At 51.5% G+C, this 21,166-nt stretch carries 19 protein-coding genes and 2 pseudogenes; 11 read left to right on the top strand and 10 right to left on the bottom strand.

The features are described 5' to 3' along the window. The first annotated feature begins 126 nt into the window (after positions 1–126). Both H3L95_RS04180 and H3L95_RS13770 read left to right on the top strand, forming a co-directional pair. Positions 127–2,037 (top strand): ATP-binding cassette domain-containing protein, encoded by a 1,911-nt coding sequence (locus H3L95_RS04180; RefSeq protein ID WP_003762083.1) that lies wholly within the window; start codon positions 127–129, stop codon positions 2,035–2,037. A 315-nt stretch (positions 2,038–2,352) separates the two neighbouring features. Next, positions 2,353–2,505 (top strand): hypothetical protein, encoded by a 153-nt coding sequence (locus H3L95_RS13770; RefSeq protein ID WP_003762087.1) that lies wholly within the window; start codon positions 2,353–2,355, stop codon positions 2,503–2,505. Here H3L95_RS13770 and H3L95_RS13775 read toward each other — a convergent pair. The 4 genes from H3L95_RS13775 to H3L95_RS04195 all read right to left on the bottom strand — a co-directional run bounded on the left by H3L95_RS13775 (position 2,484) and on the right by H3L95_RS04195 (position 4,396). Next, positions 2,484–3,113, bottom strand: a complete 630-nt coding sequence (locus tag H3L95_RS13775; RefSeq protein ID WP_003762090.1) for an RHS repeat protein — start codon at positions 3,111–3,113, stop codon at positions 2,484–2,486. The genes H3L95_RS13770 and H3L95_RS13775 overlap by 22 nt on opposite strands. Beyond that, a complete protein-coding gene (locus H3L95_RS13780) occupies positions 3,029–3,280 on the bottom strand; it encodes a type IV secretion protein Rhs (RefSeq protein ID WP_241429777.1) in 252 nt (83 codons plus the stop codon). The genes H3L95_RS13775 and H3L95_RS13780 overlap by 85 nt, the downstream gene beginning before the upstream one ends. A 349-nt stretch (positions 3,281–3,629) precedes the next feature. Beyond that, positions 3,630–3,998, bottom strand: a complete 369-nt coding sequence (locus H3L95_RS04190) for a DUF7716 domain-containing protein (protein ID WP_003762094.1) — start codon at positions 3,996–3,998, stop codon at positions 3,630–3,632. 23 nt (positions 3,999–4,021) lie between these two features. Beyond that, positions 4,022–4,396 carry an HNH endonuclease gene (locus H3L95_RS04195; protein WP_197067774.1) on the bottom strand — a complete coding sequence of 125 codons (375 nt, stop codon included), beginning with the start codon at positions 4,394–4,396 and terminating at the stop codon, positions 4,022–4,024. Positions 4,397–4,413: 17 nt separating this feature from the next. Here H3L95_RS04195 and H3L95_RS04200 point away from each other — a divergent pair, with 17 nt between their 5' ends. The 5 genes from H3L95_RS04200 to H3L95_RS04210 all read left to right on the top strand — a co-directional run bounded on the left by H3L95_RS04200 (position 4,414) and on the right by H3L95_RS04210 (position 10,299). Further along, the gene (locus tag H3L95_RS04200; protein ID WP_259345827.1) at positions 4,414–6,489 is read left to right on the top strand and encodes a type VI secretion system Vgr family protein; all 2,076 of its coding nucleotides are present in this window, start codon (positions 4,414–4,416) and stop codon (positions 6,487–6,489) included. Positions 6,490–6,501: 12 nt separating this feature from the next. Continuing rightward, positions 6,502–6,816 (top strand): hypothetical protein, encoded by a 315-nt coding sequence (locus H3L95_RS13785; RefSeq protein WP_003761755.1) that lies wholly within the window; start codon positions 6,502–6,504, stop codon positions 6,814–6,816. Next, positions 6,749–6,925 (top strand): DUF2169 domain-containing protein, encoded by a 177-nt coding sequence (locus tag H3L95_RS13790; protein ID WP_259345839.1) that lies wholly within the window; start codon positions 6,749–6,751, stop codon positions 6,923–6,925. The genes H3L95_RS13785 and H3L95_RS13790 overlap by 68 nt, the downstream gene beginning before the upstream one ends. After that, positions 6,846–7,514, top strand: a complete 669-nt coding sequence (locus tag H3L95_RS04205; protein ID WP_259345828.1) for a DUF2169 domain-containing protein — start codon at positions 6,846–6,848, stop codon at positions 7,512–7,514. The genes H3L95_RS13790 and H3L95_RS04205 overlap by 80 nt, the downstream gene beginning before the upstream one ends. Positions 7,515–7,596: 82 nt before the next feature. Then, positions 7,597–10,299, top strand: coding sequence for a DUF6531 domain-containing protein (locus tag H3L95_RS04210; protein ID WP_003756626.1), 2,703 nt, complete (start codon positions 7,597–7,599; stop codon positions 10,297–10,299). Positions 10,300–10,508: 209 nt separating this feature from the next. Here H3L95_RS04210 and H3L95_RS04215 read toward each other — a convergent pair whose 3' ends face one another. The 3 genes from H3L95_RS04215 to H3L95_RS04225 all read right to left on the bottom strand — a co-directional run bounded on the left by H3L95_RS04215 (position 10,509) and on the right by H3L95_RS04225 (position 13,393). Continuing rightward, the gene (locus tag H3L95_RS04215) at positions 10,509–11,168 is read right to left on the bottom strand and encodes a phosphoesterase (RefSeq protein WP_003756627.1); all 660 of its coding nucleotides are present in this window, start codon (positions 11,166–11,168) and stop codon (positions 10,509–10,511) included. Between the two features lie 113 nt (positions 11,169–11,281). After that, positions 11,282–12,130, bottom strand: coding sequence for a hypothetical protein (locus H3L95_RS04220; RefSeq protein ID WP_003755181.1), 849 nt, complete (start codon positions 12,128–12,130; stop codon positions 11,282–11,284). A 33-nt stretch (positions 12,131–12,163) separates the two neighbouring features. Next, positions 12,164–13,393 (bottom strand): ATP-binding protein, encoded by a 1,230-nt coding sequence (locus tag H3L95_RS04225; protein ID WP_003755178.1) that lies wholly within the window; start codon positions 13,391–13,393, stop codon positions 12,164–12,166. 1,577 nt (positions 13,394–14,970) lie between these two features. On the opposite strand from H3L95_RS04225, the pseudogene H3L95_RS04230 reads away from it, so the two are divergent. Further along, positions 14,971–15,126 (top strand): annotated as a pseudogene (locus H3L95_RS04230) (IS5/IS1182 family transposase); the annotation flags it as partial. 147 nt (positions 15,127–15,273) lie between these two features. Here the strand turns inward: H3L95_RS04230 and H3L95_RS04235 are convergent. After that, positions 15,274–15,687, bottom strand: a pseudogene (locus H3L95_RS04235) (EamA family transporter); the annotation flags it as partial. A 48-nt stretch (positions 15,688–15,735) separates the two neighbouring features. On the opposite strand from H3L95_RS04235, the gene H3L95_RS04240 reads away from it, so the two are divergent. Further along, the gene (locus tag H3L95_RS04240) at positions 15,736–16,443 is read left to right on the top strand and encodes a 7-cyano-7-deazaguanine/7-aminomethyl-7-deazaguanine transporter (protein WP_003755171.1); all 708 of its coding nucleotides are present in this window, start codon (positions 15,736–15,738) and stop codon (positions 16,441–16,443) included. A gap of 39 nt (positions 16,444–16,482) precedes the next feature. On the opposite strand, the gene H3L95_RS04245 is transcribed toward H3L95_RS04240, so the two are convergent. Continuing rightward, positions 16,483–17,379 carry a LysR family transcriptional regulator gene (locus H3L95_RS04245; RefSeq protein ID WP_003755169.1) on the bottom strand — a complete coding sequence of 299 codons (897 nt, stop codon included), beginning with the start codon at positions 17,377–17,379 and terminating at the stop codon, positions 16,483–16,485. A 356-nt stretch (positions 17,380–17,735) separates the two neighbouring features. Here H3L95_RS04245 and H3L95_RS04250 point away from each other — a divergent pair, with 356 nt between their 5' ends. Both H3L95_RS04250 and H3L95_RS04255 read left to right on the top strand, forming a co-directional pair. After that, positions 17,736–18,098, top strand: a complete 363-nt coding sequence (locus H3L95_RS04250; RefSeq protein WP_003755165.1) for a DUF485 domain-containing protein — start codon at positions 17,736–17,738, stop codon at positions 18,096–18,098. 110 nt (positions 18,099–18,208) lie between these two features. Continuing rightward, the gene (locus tag H3L95_RS04255) at positions 18,209–19,897 is read left to right on the top strand and encodes a cation acetate symporter (RefSeq protein ID WP_040667824.1); all 1,689 of its coding nucleotides are present in this window, start codon (positions 18,209–18,211) and stop codon (positions 19,895–19,897) included. 243 nt (positions 19,898–20,140) lie between these two features. Here H3L95_RS04255 and H3L95_RS04260 read toward each other — a convergent pair whose 3' ends face one another. Beyond that, on the bottom strand, positions 20,141–21,148 hold the full coding sequence (locus H3L95_RS04260) for an IS5 family transposase (RefSeq protein WP_182096213.1): 1,008 nt from the start codon (positions 21,146–21,148) through the stop codon (positions 20,141–20,143). Between the last annotated feature and the right edge of the window lie 18 nt (positions 21,149–21,166).

Here is a 21,166-nt window from a genome sequence, read left to right on the forward strand (position 1 = left end):
ATATGGATTGATTCAAGTTTCCCAACATTCTTTCTACAGTTCTACCCATCTCTCTTCGTACCTATCACAGAGCTTTTTAAAATCAGTTAAAATACACGACTTGATTTTATTTTTCCCTATTTCCTTATGAACATCTTATCCGTAGAAAACGCTTCCTTTGCCGTCGGCCATGTCGCCCTGCTCGACAAAACTTCCTTCCAACTCGACAGCGGCGAAAAAATCGGCTTAATCGGCCGCAACGGCGCGGGTAAGTCTTCGTTTCTGAAAATCCTCGCCGGCGTGCAAAAGCTCGACGACGGGCAGATTATCGTTCAAAACAACCTCAAAATCGTTTATGTGCCGCAGGAATCGTTTTTTGATAAGGAAGCCACCGTATTCGACACCGTCGCCGAAGGCTTGGGCGAAATCCGTGATCTGCTGGGCCGTTACCACCGCGTCAGCCATGATTTGGAACACAATTCAGACGACGTTTTATTAAAAGAACTCAACGAATTGCAGCTTGAAATCGAAGCGAAGGACGGCTGGAAGCTGGATGCGGCAGTAAAGCAGACTTTGGGCGAACTTGGTTTGCCGGAAAATGAAAAAATCAGCAACCTCTCCGGCGGGCAGAAAAAGCGCGTCGCCTTGGCGCAGGCTTGGGTGCAGAAGCCCGACGTATTGCTGCTGGACGAACCGACCAACCATTTGGACATTGACGCGATTATCTGGCTGGAAAACCTGCTGAAAGCGTTTGAAGGCAGCCTGGTCGTGATTACCCACGACCGCCGTTTTCTGGACAACATTGCTACGCGCATCGTCGAACTCGACCGCGGCATTCTGCGCTCCTATCCCGGCTCGTTCTCCAAATACAGCGAGAAAAAAGCGCAGGAATTGGCGGTTGAAGCGGAACACAACCGCCTTTTCGACAAATTTCATGCTCAAGAAGAAGCGTGGATACGCAAAGGCATCGAAGCGCGCCGCACCCGCAACGAAGGCCGCGTGCGCCGTTTGGAAGAACTGCGCCGCCAGCGCGCCGAACGCCGCAACGTGCAGGGACAGGTCAACTTCAAACTCGACAGTGGCGAGAAAAGCGGCAAAATCATCGCCGAGCTGGAACACGCCTCGTTTGCCTATGGCGACAAAGTCATCATGGACAAATTCTCCGCCATCTTGCAGCGCGGCGACAAAATCGGCTTAATCGGCCCCAACGGCATCGGCAAAACCACCTTTCTCAAGCTGATTTTGGGCGAATTGCAGCCGACTTACGGCAGAATCCGCATCGGCAGCAAGCAGGAAGTCGCCTATTTCGACCAGTTTCGCAGCGCACTGAACGAAAACGACACCGTGTTTTACACGCTCGGCCAAGGCAACGATTACGTCGAAGTCGGCGGCAAGAAAAAACACGTCATGAGCTATCTGGAAGATTTCCTGTTCCACCCTGCTCGCGCGCAAAGCCCCGTCTCATCGCTCTCCGGCGGCGAACGCAACCGCCTCCTGCTGGCAAAACTCTTCACCCGCCCCGCGAATATCCTGGTCTTGGACGAACCGACCAACGACCTAGACATCGACACCCAAGAGCTGCTCGAAGACCTGCTGCGCGATTACCAAGGCACGGTATTCCTCGTCTCGCACGACCGTATGTTCCTCGACAATGTAATTACCCAAGGCATTGTTTTCGAAGGACAAGGCCGTCTGAAAGAATACATCGGCGGCTATCAGGACTATATCGACGCAAAATCACGCGAAGAGAAAATTCAGACGGCCCCCGCACCCAAAACAGCCACCGCAGAACCGGAAAAAGCCAAACCCAAAGCCAACCGCACGGTCAAACTTTCCTACAAAGAACAACGCGAACTCGACGCCCTGCCCGACGAAATCGCCGCCTTGGAAACCGAACAGGCGGAAATCAACGCGCAGCTTTCTGATCCTGAAATCTTCAAAGATTATGAGAAAGCCGGCGCATTGCAAAACCGCGCCGAAGAAATCGAAACGCTGCTTTTGGAAAAATTGGAACGCTGGGAGCTTTTGGAGGCGAAGCAGAACGGTGAAGCAGTTTGATTTGCCGATAGTAGATTCCTATTTGCTTTAAACATCAGCAATGAGATAACAAAAAGCCTTGAAATTGTTATATTTCAAGGCTTTTATACGTTATAAAATAAAACTGAAAATTAGACTTGGTGGAGGCGGGGGGAATCGAACCCACCTAGCCCGTAACCAGTAGTATGTGTATAGACAAACGCCCTTGATTTAGGGCGTTTTTTATCTGTTCATACACTACTGGCTGCGGTCATTTGTGCCACAATTTGTGCCAAACCCAACGAGGGTATTCCCATTAATACTCAAACCAACCAATACAAAAAAACAAACCGCTCGGTGCCAAGTTTCGGTACGCTCTTTCAGACGACCTTCATTATTGCTTTGGCCGTATTCGGTCTGTTGGACCAGTTGTCCGGCGGCATCGTAGCCGTAGGCGGTGATTTTGCCGTCCCAGCCGGTTTCTTGGATCAGGTGTCGGTTTGGCTGTAATCGAGACGGTAGGTTTCGCCGTTTTCGTTGGTGAGGACGGTCAGACGGCGGGCTTTGTCGTAGGCGTAGGCGAAGGTATGGCCCAGTGCGTTGGTGCGTTTGAGCGGCAGTCCGTCCACTGCGAGTTCGTAGGCGGTTTTGGTACCGAGTCCGTCGATGTGGGCGGTCAGACGGTTGAGGCGGTCGTATTCGAAGGTTTCGTGACTGCCGTCGGGATAGTCGGTACGGACGGGGTTGCCCGCTGCGTCGTAATGGTGGCGGGTGGTATGGCCCAGCGCATCGGTAACGGTTTCGAGATCGCCGTATTCGGTGTAACCGGCAGGGTCGGTGATGCTGATGAGGTTGCCGCGTCCGTCGTAATCGTAGGCGGTAATCCTGCCTGCGGGATCGTTGACGGCAACCGGCAGATTGAGGGTTTCGTGGTAGTCGATTTGGGTGCTGCTGCCGTCCGGCGCGGTGATGGCGATGACGTTGCCTTCGGTATCGTAGAGATAGCGGGTTTCGCGTCCGAGGGGATCGCGTTCTACGGTAATGCGGCCGTAGCTGTCGCGTTCGCTGTCGCTGCGCTGGTAACGACGGTATGGTCTTTGCGGTAGTCGAACGTCCATTCTTCGCCGAGGTTGTTGCTGCTCTTGAGCACTTTGCCGTCGGTGTCGTAACGGTCGTATTCGTAGCGGGATACCAGTCCGTCGGGCTGGTTGTGTTCGACCATGATGTGGTTGCGGTAGGCGAAACCGCGCAGTTTTTTGCCGTCACGTCCGTAAACGGCGGTCAAATCGCCGTAGCCAAAATCAACTTCAGCAAACAGCAGCCGTGCGCCGCCGTCGGGGGAGGCGATTTGGTAGAGGTCGTCTGAAAGTTGGTTTTCAGACGACCTCTATGTTAACTGCTAATGAGATTGTTAAAGAACAAATGATTCAGACGACCTTAATAAAATATTGAAGTCGTCTGAAAAAAGGTTATCTCTACTCAACAACCCAATCGATTCCTGATTAAACAAACTGCCAAGTTTGAGGTTCGTAGTAACGTATCAAGTTGTAATGTAGATAAGTCTCCTAGTTTCCTTACACTAATATATCCGTAATCGTAGAGAGGAAATCTAAAATAATACCTAAATATAGATTTTAAAATTCAATGTAATCATCATTATCCATGTAATAATTTAGAGCATCAATAAATTGATCTTTTGTAAAATTTGGATACCGTTCATCTAAGTCATCGTAAACATCCATAAACACATTCCCACTACATAAAATATCTAATCCATTTTCGTTTACAAAATCAGGAAAAACTTCTTTTCCATCCATTATTTTTGGGCCGTTATCCAAATAACAAACCGTCTCTAAATCAAGAATACTCTCATCTTCATCAGAAGAAATATATATGTATGGAAATTTGGCAAATTTATCAGTATCATCATCATTGAATAATCTAGCACAATCAATAACTTCTGATATACTAATTTTTCTTCTATAAAATTTATCTAAATTCATTTTTTGTTCCTTCTATGATTAAATTAACATTTACCTAATGGTTTACCAGTGCGACCGTTTAATTTTCCTCGTCGACCTGGTCTACCACCTCCCCATATACTTCTTCCGCCTTTTCTTTGTGGGTGATATAGACCATGATTTCTTCTATGGTCATTATAATCAACCAGTACCAACCTTTTTGTATCCTCATGATGATGCCACGTTAATCCCTGTTTATTTTTACCTTTTCCCCAATTGGGACTTGAACTCATATCTCCAGATTTCATCCATTCTTTTAATTCAGGATAACGATACAGCAAGTTTACCAATTTGTCAGGGGAGGCCGCCGTATTGGCGCGTTCAGAGAAACTGGAAACATTAACGGCCAAAAACAGCGCATTTAAAGACCGTTTTTCCAATAGGCAGTCCGCGCTATTTGAACGGTTTGGTGACTGACTTCGGCTATATCGGCGAAGATGAAGACGAAGAAGACTATCATGCCTACACCTGTACAGCCCGTCCGTTTATGTGGTATCTCACCCAAAATACGGACAGCAGGGTATTTGTCGACAAGTCCGTTCTGGATATTGCCAATGAAGTCTTGTCGCCGTTCGGCTTCCCCTTCCAGGTAAAATGCCAAAAAGGCTATCGTACCAGAGGATTTTGTGTCCAATATCAGGAAAACAGTTTTAATTTCCTAAACCGCCTGTTTGAACAGGAAGGCATCTACTATTATTTTACCCACAGCAACGGTTCGCACGAGCTGGTTATCGCTGATGATGTCGGTACTCTAGAAGCCATCCCTTCTCCCAACATTCCTTACCATTCCAAAAATACTGCGCCCGGCGCACCCAACATCGCCTATATCGATGTTTGGGAGGAACGTGATGCCTTGAAATCCAGTCAGTTCGTGACTCAAGAATACAACTATAAAAACGCCAAAGTCCCAATGAAATCTTCTGATTCGGTTCACGATTTCAGTTCTGTTCCTATGGAACATTATGATTTTTATACCGGCTTTAGCGATGTATCCGAAGCACAAAATTACAGTCAGGTGCGCAGTGAAGATCTGAAAAGCCAAACCAAGATCATTACCGGTTCGGGTACTGCATTGACGGTGGCTCCGGGTTATACGTTTATCCTGAGTAAGCACCCGCACTCGTCATCCAATACCGAATACACCATTCTGAAAGCAGATTATGATTTTGAAGAAGCCGGCTATACTACCGGCGACCGTATCGGCAAATTCAGAATTTCGTTCCGCGTATTACCCAAATCCTACCCATACCGCCCTCCCCTTAAAACGCCGAAACCCAAAGTATTGGGTACACAGGCGGCTACGGTAACAGGTCCTGCCGGAGAAGAGGTTTATACCAACGAGTATGGCGATATTAAAGTCCAATTCCATTGGGACCGCTACGGCAAAATGGATGAAAACAGCTCCAACTGGGTTCGGGTAACGCAAGGTTCTGCCGGAGCAGGATACGGCTCTATCAACACACCGCGTATCGGTGAAGAAGTGCTGGTTGACTTCATCAACGGCGATGCCGACCGACCGATTGTATTGGGTCGTCTGTACAACAGCGCAATGTCGCCGCCATGGGGCTTTCCTGCCGCGGCCAAGCAGTCCGGTATCAAAAGCAAGAGTTTCAATTCGCCATTGTCCAACTTCAACGAATTGATGTTCAACGATACTGCCGGTTCCGAGATGGTCAATTTCCAAGCGCAAAAAGACCTGACCTCGCTGGTTAAAAATAACGAAACCCGTAACGTCAACAACGACCGCACCACCACTATCGGTAACAACGAAACGGTTACGGTAGTAGGCGATCGGGCGAAAACCGTCCAAAAAAACGAAACGGCTTCGATTACCCAAAACCGCACAAAATCGGTGGGTCAAAACGAGACCTCCAGCATTACCCAAAACCAAAGCATTAGTGTGGGTGACAACCAAAGTACCAGCGTAGGTAAAGACCAAAGCGTCAATGTGGGTAAAAACCGCAGCCGTTCTGTTGGCTTGAACGAAAAAGTAGGCATAGGTCAGAGTCAAGCGTTGACTGTCGGACAAGATCAGAACGTTGCTGTCGGCAAAAACCAAGCTCTGACCGTCGGTGCCAACCGCAACAAGACCGTTGTTGCCAACGAAGTCAGCAGTATCGGCGGCAACAAACAGGAAACCGTCAGCCTGAACGGCATGAACAATGTCGGCATCGGACAGATGACCAACATCGGTGCCGGCTATATGCTGAACGTCGGTGCAGGCTGGATGACCAATGTCGTCGGTGCAGAAATGCATAGCGTCGGCTTAGTGATGGGGCTCAACGCCGGTATGAACATCGGCCTCAACGCAGGTCGAAACATCACCCTGTCCGCAGGCAAGAAAATTACCATACAAGTCGGTAGTTCCATGATTTTGATTGATAAAAACAAAATCAGCATCGTCAGCAAAACGATCAAGATCGTCGGCACCAAAGTAGTGGACATCGACGGCAAAAAAGTCGATATCAACTAGAGAAGATACGCCATGTTTGAGTTGCAGAACTTTACCTGCTTTCATACGCAGCAGTTTAAAAACATCGACCAAACAGATCGGGCTTATGATGTAGTCGTCGCCAAAGTCAGCTACGAGTTTGAAATTGACCCGGAAACAGGAAAAACGGAGCTTGCGTTTGCCCGTAAGCAAACGCCGCTCACGTTTGCCGATACCTATTACGGCGATCCCTCGCAAACCTCAACTCAGTTTGAAAGCGACTACCGGGGAACGTTACTGGGTGCGGGAGGCGGCAGGATGGTCTTTGAGCAAACCCGACCCTATCCTTTCCCTGCCTATCCGCTATGAGTTTGCCTTTGGCGGCAGCGCAGTCGAAGATGACCACACAGGCTATCAACAAAACGCCATCGGTATCGGCTACTATCCAAAGGCCGAACTCAAAAAAAAACGGGTTTAAGCGGACGCTGAAAGCGCATCAAATCTACGACCCCGCACACCCCGTGCGAGATCCGTCCGATAAAGCCGCGCCCGAAGGCTTTGGCTTTATGCCCCGTTATTTCGCACTGCGAGCCAAACATACCGGCACTGCCGATGCGCAATGGATAGCCAACCGTGCCCCACTACTGCCTGAAGATTTTTCTATGGCTTATTGGAACGGCGCCCATCCCTCGCTGCAGCTTCCCCATCTGAAACCCAACCATATTTACGAACTGACCTTTACCGGCATGGTGCATTCCTTCCAAGCACCCAACCAACACTTTACCGTTGATTTGCCGGTAGAAACCGTGTTCGTCCACGCCCATACGGCAACCAACTCGTCATTGTGCAAAGATATGGTATTGGACACCATCCTCGTCGATGTAGAACAACGCCGCATAGATTGCAGCTACCGCACATCTTTTCCGGAGGAACTGGAAATTGCGGCATGCCAGCTCAGATTCATCGCCCGACACGAACGGGCAGATCAAATCGCGGCCGCCCAAGCTTGCCGGGATTCGCAGGATGAATTTATCCCAATTCCGCCATCTTTGGCAGCACACGTATAAACCACACATAGGTCGTCTGAAACCCTAAGTCCTCATTCATCCCCCTTTCAGACGACCCCATCCCCAACAGGAGCAAGCCGCCATGGCATTCAATAAAATCGCCCGTAAAGACAGCGACTTCTATGTAATCTGTACCCTCCCCGATTTCTGTTGGGCGCCCCCTCCTGCTCCTCCTGTCACACCGCCCATCCCTTTCCCGCTCTTCGCCGACCTGGGCGGCGCCAAAACCGTCGCCAAAGACGTCCGCCTCAACCGCAAGCCCGCCTTCGTCTTCAAGGCCAGTAAAACCAACCGCACTACCGGTGACGAACCCGCCCTTCCGGGCCGCAAGGGCATACTTTCCCGTACCGCCACCAAACCCGCCTGGCCGATGATGCACTCCTCTTCGGTTAAAATCCGTAAGCGCCACATCATACGCGCCGGCGATATGTTCCACATGAACAACAAGTTCAAGAAGAAACTGCCGCCCAAACCCTGTATTTCCTGCAAAGCTGCCGCAGGTGCCGGCCGCCCGGTCAATCCGATACACGGGCTGAAGTTTTTGGAGGGTGAAACCGATTTTGCCTTTGAGGGCATCCTGCCGCTGGTCTGGAGCCGCAGCTATTATTCCGACCAAGACGGTACCGGCTGGCTCGGCGAGGGCTGGAGCGTGCCCGGCTGCCAACGCATTATCCGCGATGCGGCGGGATTGGCCTATATCGACGATCAGGGCCGTCTGTTCCCGCTGCCGGAAGTCGATGAAGACGATGAGGAACCGGTATTGTTCGAGAGCGAACAGATCTGGTTCAGTAAAAATCCGGACGGGCATTATGTCATTGCGTCGCTGGACGGTTCGATAGCGCTGCGTTTTGCGCCTTTGGTGGTGGCGGAAGACGGTTCGGACGAAGATTCCACCCTCTTCCCGCTGGTGGCGGTGGAAGACGCCAACGGCAACCATCAGCGTTTCGTCTATCATCCGCTGACCGGTCTGCCGCAATACGTCATCGACGGCAACGGCCGGGTGTTCTCGCTGAACTTCGGCAATGTGGCGGATGAACAGTCGCCCAAAATGCGGCTGCTGTCGGTGTCGCTGCTGGAGGGTTTGCCCGCCTTCGGCGAAACGGTCCGGGTCGGCAGTCCGCTGGTCCGCTACGAATACAACGGCAGCGGCGACCTGCTGCGCGTCATCGGCCGCGACGGCAACGTCAAACGCAGCTTCGGCTATAAAAACAACCTAATGGTGTCGCACACGGATGCGGCCGGATTGGTATCGGAATACGAATACGACCATTACACCCCGACCGGCAAGGTGTTGCGCAACTGGACGTCTTTGGGCGAGGAATGGCGCTTTACCTATCACGACGGTTATACCGAGGTAACCGACGTGTTGGGCCGTACCGAGCAATATCATTACGATTACAACAACGAGTTGACCAAACGGGTATTTGCCGACGGCAGCACCGTATTGATGGAACGCGACGGTTTGGGCCGTCTGCTCAGCCACACCGATGCGATGGGGCGCGTTACCCGTTATCAGTACAGCAACGAAGGGCAGGTAGAGGCCATCGTCCGCCCCGACGGCGCCATCCTGCATTTCGACTATGACGACTGCTACCGCCTGATCCGCAAAAGCGATGCGGAAGGCCGTTATGACGGCTATACCTACGACGAAGCGGGCAACCTGCTGACCCATACCGACCCGCTGAAGCATACCACCCGTTTCGAATACGACGACAACGGCCTGTTGCTGTCGGTAACCGATCCGAACGGCAGCAGTACCGCCTATCACTATAATGAAAACCGCCAGCCCGACCTCATTACCGACTGCTCCGGTTACGAAACCCGTCTGGCCTACACCCCCGAAGGACAGTTGGCGCGCATTACCGATGCGCTGGGACAGCACACCGAATACCACTACGACGCCGACCAAAACCTCACCCTCGCCCTCTATCCCGACGGCAGCAAAGAAACCTTCGGCTACGATACCGCAGGTCGTCTGAAAACCCATACCGACGGCGAAGGCCATACCACTTCCTACGAATACGGCCAAGACGGTCTGCCGACCCGACGCACCAATGCGCTGGGCCATACCTTCGGCTACCATTACGACAAAGCCCGCCGCCTGGTCGGCCTCACCAATGAAAACGGTGCGCGCTACCGCTTTGCCTACGACGTCCTCGACCGCCTGATTGCCGAAAGCGGTTTCGACCATAAGCTGACCGGCTACCGCTACAACGCCGGCAACGAGCTGGTCGAGCAGCGCGAATTCGGCGACGACGCCTCCCTCGCCGCCAAACTGATGGCGCAGCTGGGCGGACAGCCCCTCCCCAAAAAAGACGCCGCCCCGCTTTCAGACGACCTCGACAACCAAACCCCGCTGCGGATTACCGAGTTCAAACGCGATATATTGGGACGCCTAATCCACACCCTCGCCCGCGACGGCGGCGACCGAGTTCAGGAAACCGCTTACCAATACGACTTGGACGGCAACCTCGTCCGCGCCGCCAACCGCCACAGCATCACCTGCTTCGACTACGACGAAAACGGCCAACTCATCGCCCAGCACCAATGGAAGGTGCCGAGCAAAGAAGAGAACACCCGAAACGTTTTGCCGACAGCCAAAGAGGTTACGGCGCGGAAGAGATTGCCGATGTGTTGGACCAGCTGGCGTTTACCTACCATTTTTACGGGCACACGGGCGAGGCATACGGGCAGAACTTGGCGGATAACGGCATCACCCGGTCGGTCAAAATCCGGGAATTGGAATTTGATGGACAGGGCAAGTTGTCGGAAGGCTGTATGTTGATTTTGGAAGTGGAGCAGCAGGAAGGGGGCAAGCAGTTTACGCTTTCGCCCGTGCCGCTAAACGAGATCATTCATTTTATGCGGGACACTTGGCGGTATTGCTGATGCAAAAGGACGGATTGAAAACCCGTCCTTTTGTTTTGCCGACTGTTTTTCAGGCAGCCTGCACCATTCAAGGCTACCTGAAAATTCATTTCTAAAAATAAAAGCTCATTCATTCAATGCCGCCAATCTCGCCCGAATTTTTGCAGCTGCATCTTCCGTACTGTTACCAACGATAACGTTTTGCTTGTCGTCGAAATACTGCACGGCTGGGAGGTCGCGCAGGAAGCTGTCAATATCCTGTGCGGTCAGGAAACGGCCGTGCATATCCCAGCCGACATTGAGGGCACGCCCTTTGACGGCGGCCATGCGGTCGTGCAGATGGCCGTAGAGGTGGTATAGGCCGTGGTGGATGCCGTCCCATTCGTATAAGGGATAGTGGCACAAAATCGCGGTATTGCCGATTTCGGGCAGTTTGAGCCGCAGGTAATGGCTGGCGGACGAGAGCAACGGATGGCCGTCGGCTTTGCGCGTGTTGAGGAAATGTGCTTCGTTTTGCCGAATCAGGTAGTCGTGGTTGCCGTAAATCAAATGGTGTTGCCCGTTAAGCCGTTGCAGCACGGCTTCGATGTGTGCGGGCTTTTTGGCAAAGCAGACATCGCCGAGGTTGTACACAGTGTCTTGCGGGGTAACGACGCGGTTCCAGCAGTCGATCAGGTATTCGTTCAACTCGTCGGCGTTATCGCTTTGCAGGCGAAATTGCGGGCAGTATCGGGCGATGTTGGGATGGGAGAAGTGCCAGTCGGCTGTGAAATAGGTTTGAGGCATGGGATACTCGGTTTCTGGTCATCTGACAATGAAAAATAAGGTGCAGGCTGCTTTAGAGGTCGTCTGAAACGGAGTTGGGGCGATAAAAAGCAGCCTGCACTTTTTTTGCCCGCCTATCTGCCGGTCAATACCAACCGTTGGCAGAAGGCTTCCCAATCGGCAAGGTTCACGGCATGTGAGCCGTCTGCTAACGGATGTATATCGGAAACGCAGGCAGTGTGCCAATAGGCGTAAAACGGCAGTTTGGCGATGTCGGCTTCCGATACGGCAGGGGCATTGTCTTGTCCTAGTGTATGCACAATCGGCAGGCCAAAATAGCTATATTGGCCGTTTGCAGCTTGTTTACTGGTATGGCCGGTTTGGCCGCGGTGTTTACCGGTACGGACAAACAGGCGGCAGAATGCGTTCCAATCGTGCAAGAAAATGGCGGCTTGTCCGTCTATCAGGCTTTGGGCGGAACCGATGCTGCTGTCCCGCCAAAACGGGTAGAACGGTAATGCAGCGATGTGATGTTCCATGACGACCGGAAAATCTCTCTGCCCTACCGGCCGCATCACCGGAACGCCGAAACAGGCGGTTTCAGGCAAGGCATGTGCAGGCTGCATGAAGGCGTTTTGCAGGATAACGGCCGCTTCGGCAGGGTCGATACCCAAACTGTCTATGGCAGGCTGCACGGTTGCGGGCAGGTCGCAAAAGCAGCCTGCACCTTCCGGCAGGAAGTACACCGAGTTGTGCGTATGGACCAGCGGTGCCGCCCATCGGGTAACGGGCGAGGTGCGGATTCGGCTGCCTGCGGCAAAGTGCCTCGACCCATCTTGGGCGACCGTGCCGTACACCACGGCATACTCGGATTCACCGGGCGTGTGGTAGCGCGTGAAGGTCCAGTCGGTGAGCTTGCAGGAGATAAGGGCGCCGTCGTGGAAATGTTCGGATGGGATGGGGTTGGCGGGGGTGTTGGGCATGGTTCATTCCTTGAAGGGCGGTTTCAGGTAGCCTCAAACATAGGCCGCAGGCACGGCAACCAAATTCTCCGCCAACCAGATTTTTTGCGGGTACTGGTTGATGATCGTGCCGTGGGCGATGCCCAATTCGTTTGCCGGCAGCGTGTTGCGCAGCAGGTTGAAAGCGGCGGCCATTTTTTTATTGGGATTGGCGGTGGCTTTGATTTCAACGGGGTACAGCATCTGCTGGTGTTCGATCAGTAGGTCGATTTCTTTTTGATTGGTGTCGCGGTAAAAATAAATCGGCGGTTCTTGGCCTTGGTTGTGGAAGGATTTGATGATTTCGCCCACGACAAAAGTTTCAAAAAACTGCCCGCTCTTGGCTCCGTTTTGAATGGTTTCCGGCGTCAGCCATTTGGTCAGGTAGGCCATCAGGCCGGTGTTCAGCATATAGACTTTCGGGGTTTTGATGGCGCGTTTAAGGTGGTTGTTGCCATAGGGTTGCAGCAGATAGACGATGCCCGATGTTTGCAGCACGGTGAGCCAACGCTTGACGGTATCCACCGATACACCGATTTCCTGGGCCACGCTGCTGTAATTCAATAAATCCCCGCTGCGGGCGGCAATAGCAATCATGAACCGAGTGAAATCGCCGCTGCTGCCTACATTGACCAATTGGCGCACGTCGCGTTCGATATAGGTGGCGACATACGAGGCATAGTAAACCTGCCAGTTGGTTGCGGGTTGCTCGTATAAGCGCGGCATATCGCCGCGGTGGATAATCTGCCAGATATTTTCGTGTTCGGGCAAACTGAATACCGGTTTCCGGTCAGCCAAATAGCCTTCGTCCGGCACAAAGGCCGTCTGAAAATCATCGCCGCGCATTTCGCGCCACGACAATCCGTTTAATTTCAATACCGCAATGCGCCCGGCCAGACTTTCGCTGACATTTTGCATCAACTCAAAAGCCTGAGAACCGGACAGCAGGTACAGGCCGTTCTGCTTGCGCCGGTCTATATCCATTTTCAGCAGGGGGAACAGCTCGGGGGCATATTGGACTTCGTCCACAATCAGCGGCGGCGTGTGGTTCAATAAAAACAGTTGCGGCTCGTTTTTGGCTTGGTCGAGCAGCAAGGGATCGTCTAAGGTAAGGTATCCGTATTCGGGCGCAATGTGCTGAAGCAGCGTAGATTTACCGACCTGCCGCGCACCAGTCAGCAATACGGCGGGAAATTGGGCGGACAGCTTTTGCAGGACGGATTGCAGGTGACGTGGGTAATACATAACAAAATCCAGTTTAACTTAAGACAGAATCTTAATTTAAACTGTATTTTTGCGCAATACGTCTTATTTTGTATGGTAATGATGCCGTAGGCCACACCGCGAAACAGCCGCTATATACACTCCTTGTTATACTGGCGTACATATTCCTCGGGCGTGATGCGCCGCTCATTCTGGCTGTTAGGCAGGTAATCAACAATAGAGACCGGGCTAGATAACACGGTAGATTCTCCGGCGGTACAAAAGATGCGTGAAGAGTTAACAGCATTAAGCGATCAGCGAGCATAACAGGAAGTAGCTGATGATGCTTACAGATACGCTAACCCGACTAAAAAAAGAACCACTCTTTCCAGTTAGGCAAGCTGACCGACAAAGGCACATCCGAACCACTGCTGAAACCAGAACATGCTCTTTCGCAGCTGCAGAGGGTTTTTGACGGGGTTCAGATGGCACTAAGGGGGGTGAGCTCATGGAGCACAGTACGCAGGCCTCCCTACTTCAAGTACGCTCAACAGAACAGCAACGGATACTGTGTTCTACCCGTAGTGATATCAATGCGCTCATGAAGGAGGTGCAAGGCATCAAACATCCTTTCCATAATCTATCTACATTCAACCAGAGATATTCAGCCCCGCCCTTCTAAAACATCATCGGTATCCTAGAATCCCAACTACAATCCTGATAATTATTGGTGGAACCAATATTAACCAAATCGCCAGCCAATAAACAAGCCACCCTGATTGGGTGGCCTTTTTATTATTGGGTGGACAGATACATCTCGCGAATCTGCTCTTGGGTTGGTTTGGTTAACCCCATTGGTCATTGGTACAGCGTAGGATGAATTTATTGCTTCGGCAGACATAACTAACGCTCCATCCGCCAGTTTGCATACATCTCCATATTGGCATACTCGACTATTTCCCTTTTTGTCATCAACCCACCTACCAACCCGAAGGCTGTCGAGCCGAACCCGATAACATAAAATCAGCTTCGCCCTCGTTCGGTTGACGACCGAACTCGGAGTATGCCGACGGGCGTCTTACCGAATTCCGTCTCGACAATCCGATGACCATCGTGTCAAACCCTATGGGGAAAGTCAGCCAAAATTTCCAAAATCACCGATGTATATATACTATATATGATATATATATTCTTATAATAGGTACTTATATAGTATATATAAATATAAGTATGCGCTTTAAACAAAAAAAGCAATCTCTAGGACGTATCATAGCTCCACTTTTCCCAAATCTATAATTTCAAAAAATTCGGGAGGCAAAACAATAAAAGTTTTACCTCCCAAGAAAAATTTTTCCGAAATCTTCATATATCGCTCATATTTTTCAGAGTCTCTTCCTCCAATGATAAATAATTCTTTGCAGACCAGTCCTTCATCTTTTTATTTTTATGCAGACCGTAGTAGAACACTTCGTGAAAAAAATAAATGTGGCCCAAACTTGAGTAAAAATTTTTCCAACACGAACCCTAGTACACCGGCCTGGCAAACCATGGCTGGAATTTTTCTGTACCGGCTACCAAGTTTTGTTTACCTTGCTACTTTTTCTCTTCAAATGACAGCAATCGAACAAAGCTTTGGTACGTTGCACCGTAAATTCCGCTATGCCCGGGCAGCCTATTTTGGTCTGATTAAAGTGAGTGCGCAAAGCCATCTGAAGGTGATGTGTTTGAACCTGTTGAAAGCCGCCAACAGGCTAAGTGTGCCTGTTGCCGCCTAAAAGGCGGTCCGGATGCCTTATTATGAGGTATCCGGGGAGGATTAAGGGGGTATTTGGGTAAAATTAGGAGTGATTTGGGGCGAAAACAGCCGAAAACCTGTGTTTGGGTTTCAGCTGTCGGGGGAAGTGCTTTTTTGCAAAGGTCTCGGCCAAAGTCAGCACGCCGGCGGCAATCAGCCCAATGCCCAGCCATTCCTGGGAAGACGGCCATTCCTTCAACACCACTGCGAATAACGCCACCAGCACGATACTGAATTTATCCACAGGTGCGACCTTTGAGGCCTCGCCCATCTGCAAGGCCTTAAAATAAGCCAGCCAAGATGCGCCTGTGGCCAAACCCGACAATATCAGGAACGTCCGATTGCGCGCGGAAAAATCGGTCACGCCCTGCCATTTGCCCGCATAACTCAAAAATGCCGCCAAGGCAGCCAAAATAACCAATGTGCGGATAAAGGTGGCAAAATCCGAATCGATGTCCTGCAAGCCGGCTTTGGCAAAAACAGCCGTCAAAGCGGCAAAGAAAGCAGAAGCCAATGCCCAATAAAACCAAGTATTTTCCATTTTACCGCCTTCTAATTTCAAATATTTAAACAAAAATCAAGGATTCCTATGCAAGACAACGGCTTCTCTTATGCCCAGCAACGGCATGCGCTGTTTTGGCTGGTATTGTTCCATATGCTCATTATTGCCTCAAGCAATTATTTGGTGCAATTCCCCTTCACCGTAACCCTGCCCAACGGATTTGAAGTACATTCCACTTGGGGCGCGCTGACCTTTCCGTTTATCTTTTTGGCTACCGATTTGACCGTTCGGATTTTCGGGCAGCGGCTGGCGCGGAGGATAGTATTTTTCGTCATGTTTCCCGCTCTGGCGCTGTCTTACGCATTATCCGTCTTGTTCCAAAACGGCACATGGGTCGGTTTTGCCTCTTTGGCCGTATTCATACCGTCTGTGTTCCGTATCGCCGTCGCCAGTTTTTCGGCTTATGCGGTCGGACAGATATTGGATATTTTCGTGTTCAACCGGCTGCGCCGCCTGAAATCGTGGTGGATTGCCCCTTTTTCATCAATGTTTGCTGGCAATGCAATCGACACTTTACTTTTTTTCGGCATAGCCTTTGCCGGCAGCGGCGACAAATTTATGGCTGCCAATTGGCCGCATATCGCCTTTGTTGATTATCTGTTCAAACTGGCTGTTTGCACCCTGTTTTTCCTGCCCGCCTATGGGGTATTGTTGAAAATTCTAACCGGCAGACTAACCACATTGCCGGAGGAAGACATAAGGCAGACCGCCGCCCTTGCAGAAGAACATTTGTGAAGGGGCGGGTGTTTCTGACGGGATGGATAAAGGGGTTGGTCAGGCTTTGCCGATTTCGGCCTGCCAAACTTCCAACACACAATCCAGCAGCAACAATAGGGCGTGGTCGGTGCCATATTCGTCCAGATAAACGAAATGCAGCGGCAGGCTTTGTTCGAATTCGTCTATCAGGGCGACGGGTTTGCCTTGTGTGCGGGCGGCTTTGGCGGTATGTTTGGGCACCATGGCCAGTCCCGCACCATCGGCGACCAAGTCGATAATGGTTTGAGGATAATCGCAGATGATCTGCTTTTTGGGCGACAGCTTGTGGCGGTGCCAGAACTGCTGTAGGTTTTTGTGGCTGCCGGATATGCCGGACATCTCTATCCAAGTGTAGTCATTCAGGCTTTTGGGCAAACCGCGCCGCAACTTATCTTCTTCCCCATCCGGGCAAATCAAGGCGTAGGCGATGTTTTGCAGGAAACGGCATTGCAGGCTGCGTCCTTCTATGTTGCCGAGGAAAAAACCGCCGTGCAGCCGCTTTGCGGTCAGGCGTTCCAAAATTTCGCCGCTCATACCGTATTGGATGTGAAGTTGCACATCGGGACTGCGCTGTTGGATCAGGCGGGTCAGTTCGGTTACCTTGTGTGATGCTATGGGGTGGATCAGGCCGAGCTGCGCATGGGAGACGAAGTGTTCCGACAGCGTTTCGGCAAACTTTTCCAAACGGTGCTTGTGCTGCATCAGGGCTTCGGCTTCGGGCAGCAGCACTTCGCCTGCGCGAGTAAGCTGCATACCGTTGCTGGTGCGGATGAAAAGCGGCGTACCGACGTCGCTTTCTATGGCCTTGATTTGGGCGGAAACGGCCGGTTGCGACAAAAACAGCCTTTCGGCGGCCTGTGTCAGATTTTGCGTATGCGCCACAGTGATAAAGGCGCGCAATTGATTGATATCCATATATTCTTCTTTTTTCTACAGATAGAGGGCAGCGTTCTGTCTGTTTTGCCCATGTTTATCTGTGCATTTGTTTGAATTTTCTTATTTAAAATCAATTAACTACTCAAAAACCGAATTACTTCGGCCTTATTAGGTATCAACCTTTTTCATAATCCTTATCCAAATTTGCAATTACCGCGCCAAAAATATCGTTTTTAAAATTTTTTCTTTTATATTCATTAAATTGAATCAAGCCATAGGTAGTCCGGATAGGCTTAATCAGAATTTGCGATTGGCATCGGGTGCGGCTTGGACATTTAATATCTCGGCGGGCTGCCGCTTCGCAATTAAATAACCCCTACATAAGGAGCAAACCGATGGGCAAATCATCTACGGAAGAGGCCAGATTAACGGCTGAAATCCTGAATAATCCGAAATTCCAAAAAATGGCGCGGCAGAAGTCGTTGCTGGGCTGGTCGTTTTCGGCAGTAATGTTTTCCGTTTACACGGCCTTCATCTGGATCATCGGCACGCGCCCCGACCTTTTGGGACGCAAAGTTTCCGAAGGAGGCGTTACCACTTGGGGCATCTACGCCGGCATCGCCGTTATTGTATTTTCCTTCCTTATTACACTGGCGTATGTGTGGTTGGCCAACGGCTATTTCGAAAAAACCACGCGGGAGGTGGTACGTGAAGTTCAGGGGGAGGCATCCTGTACTAACGTACAGGAACATGCATAAGGCACAGCTTCATGTACCTGTCCGATTGGAAAGGGATAACGCCTGTTGTTACAAAAAATCCAGATTCTACTGCCCCAAAGGGCTCAGTTTCAACCATTAAGGAAATTCCGATGAAAAAAATATACATAAAAACAATATTATATTTCATTTCGCCGATATTTGCGAATGCGGCGTATGCGGACGCGCTGACGGGCGACGTGCAGCGGCAGGCGACCAATTGGACGGCCATCGTGATGTTTTTCGTCTTTGTCGGCAGCACGCTGCTGATTACCAAGTGGGCGGCACGGCAAAACCGTTCGGCCAAGGATTTCTATACGGGCGGCGGCGGGATTTCCGGCACGCAGAACGGGCTGGCGATTGCGGGCGACTATATGTCCGCCGCGTCTTTTCTCGGCATTTCGGCAATGGTGTTTACCAGCGGCTACGACGGGCTGATTTATTCCACGGGCTTTTTGGTCGGCTGGCCTGTTGTGCTGTTTTTGGTGGCTGAGCGGCTGCGTAATCTGGGACGGTACACGTTTTCGGATGTGGCCGCCTACCGCCTGAAACAAACGCCGGTGAGGGTGTTTTCTGCCGCAGGTTCGCTTTTGGTGGTGATTCTTTATTTAATCGCGCAGGTGGTGGGTGCGGGCAAGCTGATTCAGCTTTTGTTCGGCATGAGCTACCTTTCCGCCGTGATACTGGTGGGCGTGCTGATGGTGGCCTATGTACTGTTCGGCGGGATGCTGGCAACGACATGGGTTCAGATGATTAAGGCGGTGTTGCTGCTGGGCGGGGCGACGCTGATGGCGTTTTTTGTGTTGCAACATGCGGGGTTCAATCTGGAAACCATGTTCGGCCAAGCCGTATCGGCGCATGAAAAGGGCGAGGCAATCATGTCGCCCGGCGGGCTGGTCAAAAACCCGGTGGACGCGCTGTCGCTCGGTTTCGCACTGATGTTCGGCACGGCCGGGCTGCCGCACATTCTGATGCGCTTTTTCACCGTGCCTGATGCGCGAGAAGCACGCAAGTCGGTGGTGGTGGCTACGGGGCTTATCGGTTATTTCTACCTGCTGACGATTATCATCGGCTTTGGCGCGATTATTTTCCTGAGCCGCGATAACCTGCAGTTTTTCACGCAGGTTGTCAAAGAAGGCAAAAGCGTGTACGAAATGGTGGGCGGCACAAATATGGCGGCGGTGCACTTGGCGGGAGCCACGGGTGGCGATTTGCTGCTGGGCTTCATTTCGGCCGTCGCCTTTGCCACAATTTTGGCGGTGGTGGCGGGGCTGACGCTTTCGGGCGCATCGGCTGTAAGCCATGATCTGTATGCTTCAGTCATCCGCAAAGGTAAGGCCACGCAGCACGAGGAGATGCGGGTTTCCAAGGCGGCCACGCTGACTTTGGGCATCGTGGCTATTTTGTTCGGGGCAGCCTTTGAGAATCAGAATGTTGCCTTTATGGTCGGGTTGGCTTTCGCGTTGGCGGCATCGGCCAATTTCCCCGTGCTGATGCTCAGTATGTTTTGGAAGGGACTGACCACGCGCGGGGCGATTGCGGGCGGTTTCGCGGGGCTGCTCGGCGCCTTGGTGCTGATTTTGCTGGGCCCGACCGTGTGGGTGAGTGTGCTGCATCACGACAAACCCGTCTTCCCCTACGGTAATCCCGCGCTGTTTACCATCCCGCTGGCCTTTATCGTGGCCTGGCTGGTGTCGCTGGCCGACAAATCGGAACAGGCCGGCTGCGACAAGGCGGGTTTTAACGCTCAGTATGTCCGTTCGATGACGGGTATGGGCGCAGCCGAAGCAAGCGATCATTGATTTCCGTTTTTGCAGGCTGTTTTTTCAGACGGCCTGTATCGGTTTTTCATCTTGTTGTTTGACCTATGTCGGTTTTTGGCTGTATTAATGATATAGAGACCTTTGCAAAATTCCTTTTCCCCCAACAGCCAAAACCCAAACACAGGTTTTCGGCTGTTTTCGCCCCAAATCACTCCTAATTTTACCCAAATACCCCCTTAATCCTCCCCGGATACCTCATACATAAGGCATCCGGGCCGCCTTTTAGGCGGCAACAGGCACACTTAGCCTGTTGGCCGCTTTCAACAGGTTTAAACACATCGCCTTCAGATGGCTTTGCGCACTCACTTTGAGCAGACCAAAATAGGCTGCCCGGGCGTAGCGGAATTTACGGTGCAGCGTACCGAAGCTTTGTTCGACCACATAACGGGTCTTCGACAAATATCGGTTGCGTTTGGTTTGCACTTCCGTCAGCGGACGATTGCGGCAGGCTTTGCGCATAATGCCGTCTGACAACTGATGCTCTTTCAGATGTTGCCGGTTTTCCTTACTGTCGTAGCCTTTGTCGGCATAGACGGTCGTACCTTCGGCAATGCCTTCCAACAAAGGGGACAGATGGTTGCACTCATGGGTATTGGCAGGAGTGATGTGCAGTTTCTCGATATAGCCTTCCTCATCGGTACGGGTATGTTGTTTGTAACCGAGTTTGTAGAGGCCGTTTTTCTTTGTCCGGCGGGCATCGCTGTCTTTACTCGGTGTGGTTTGTCCGCTGACTTGTCCTTCTTCATCAACTTCTATGGCCTGACGCTGTTTGCTGCCGGCGGTCTGAATAATGGTGGCGTCAACGACGGCGGCGGATGCCTTCTCTACTTTTAGGTTTTTTTCGGCCAGTTGGCAGTTAATTAGTTTGAGCAATTCGGACAGGGTGTCGTCTTGCGCCAGCCAGTTGCGGTAGCGGCATAAGGTGCTGTAATCGGGGATGTTCAGTTCGTCAAAACGGCAAAACAGGTTGAAATCGATGCGGGTGATGAGGCTGTGTTCGAGTTCGGGATCGGAGAGGCTGTGCCATTGTCCGAGCAGGACGGCTTTGAACATGGACAACAGGGGATAGGCAGGACGCCCTCGGTGGTCTCTAAGGTAACGGGTTCTTTGACGATTCAGGTATTGTTCGATCGGCTGCCAATCAATCACCTGATCCAACTTCAATAGCGGGAAGCGGTCGATGTGTTTGGCAATCATGGCTTGTGCGGTTTGTTGGAAGAAGGTGCTCATGGGAAATCCCCTAAATGT

The organism is Neisseria sicca, assembly GCF_014054945.1.
Taxonomy (GTDB): domain Bacteria; phylum Pseudomonadota; class Gammaproteobacteria; order Burkholderiales; family Neisseriaceae; genus Neisseria; species Neisseria sicca.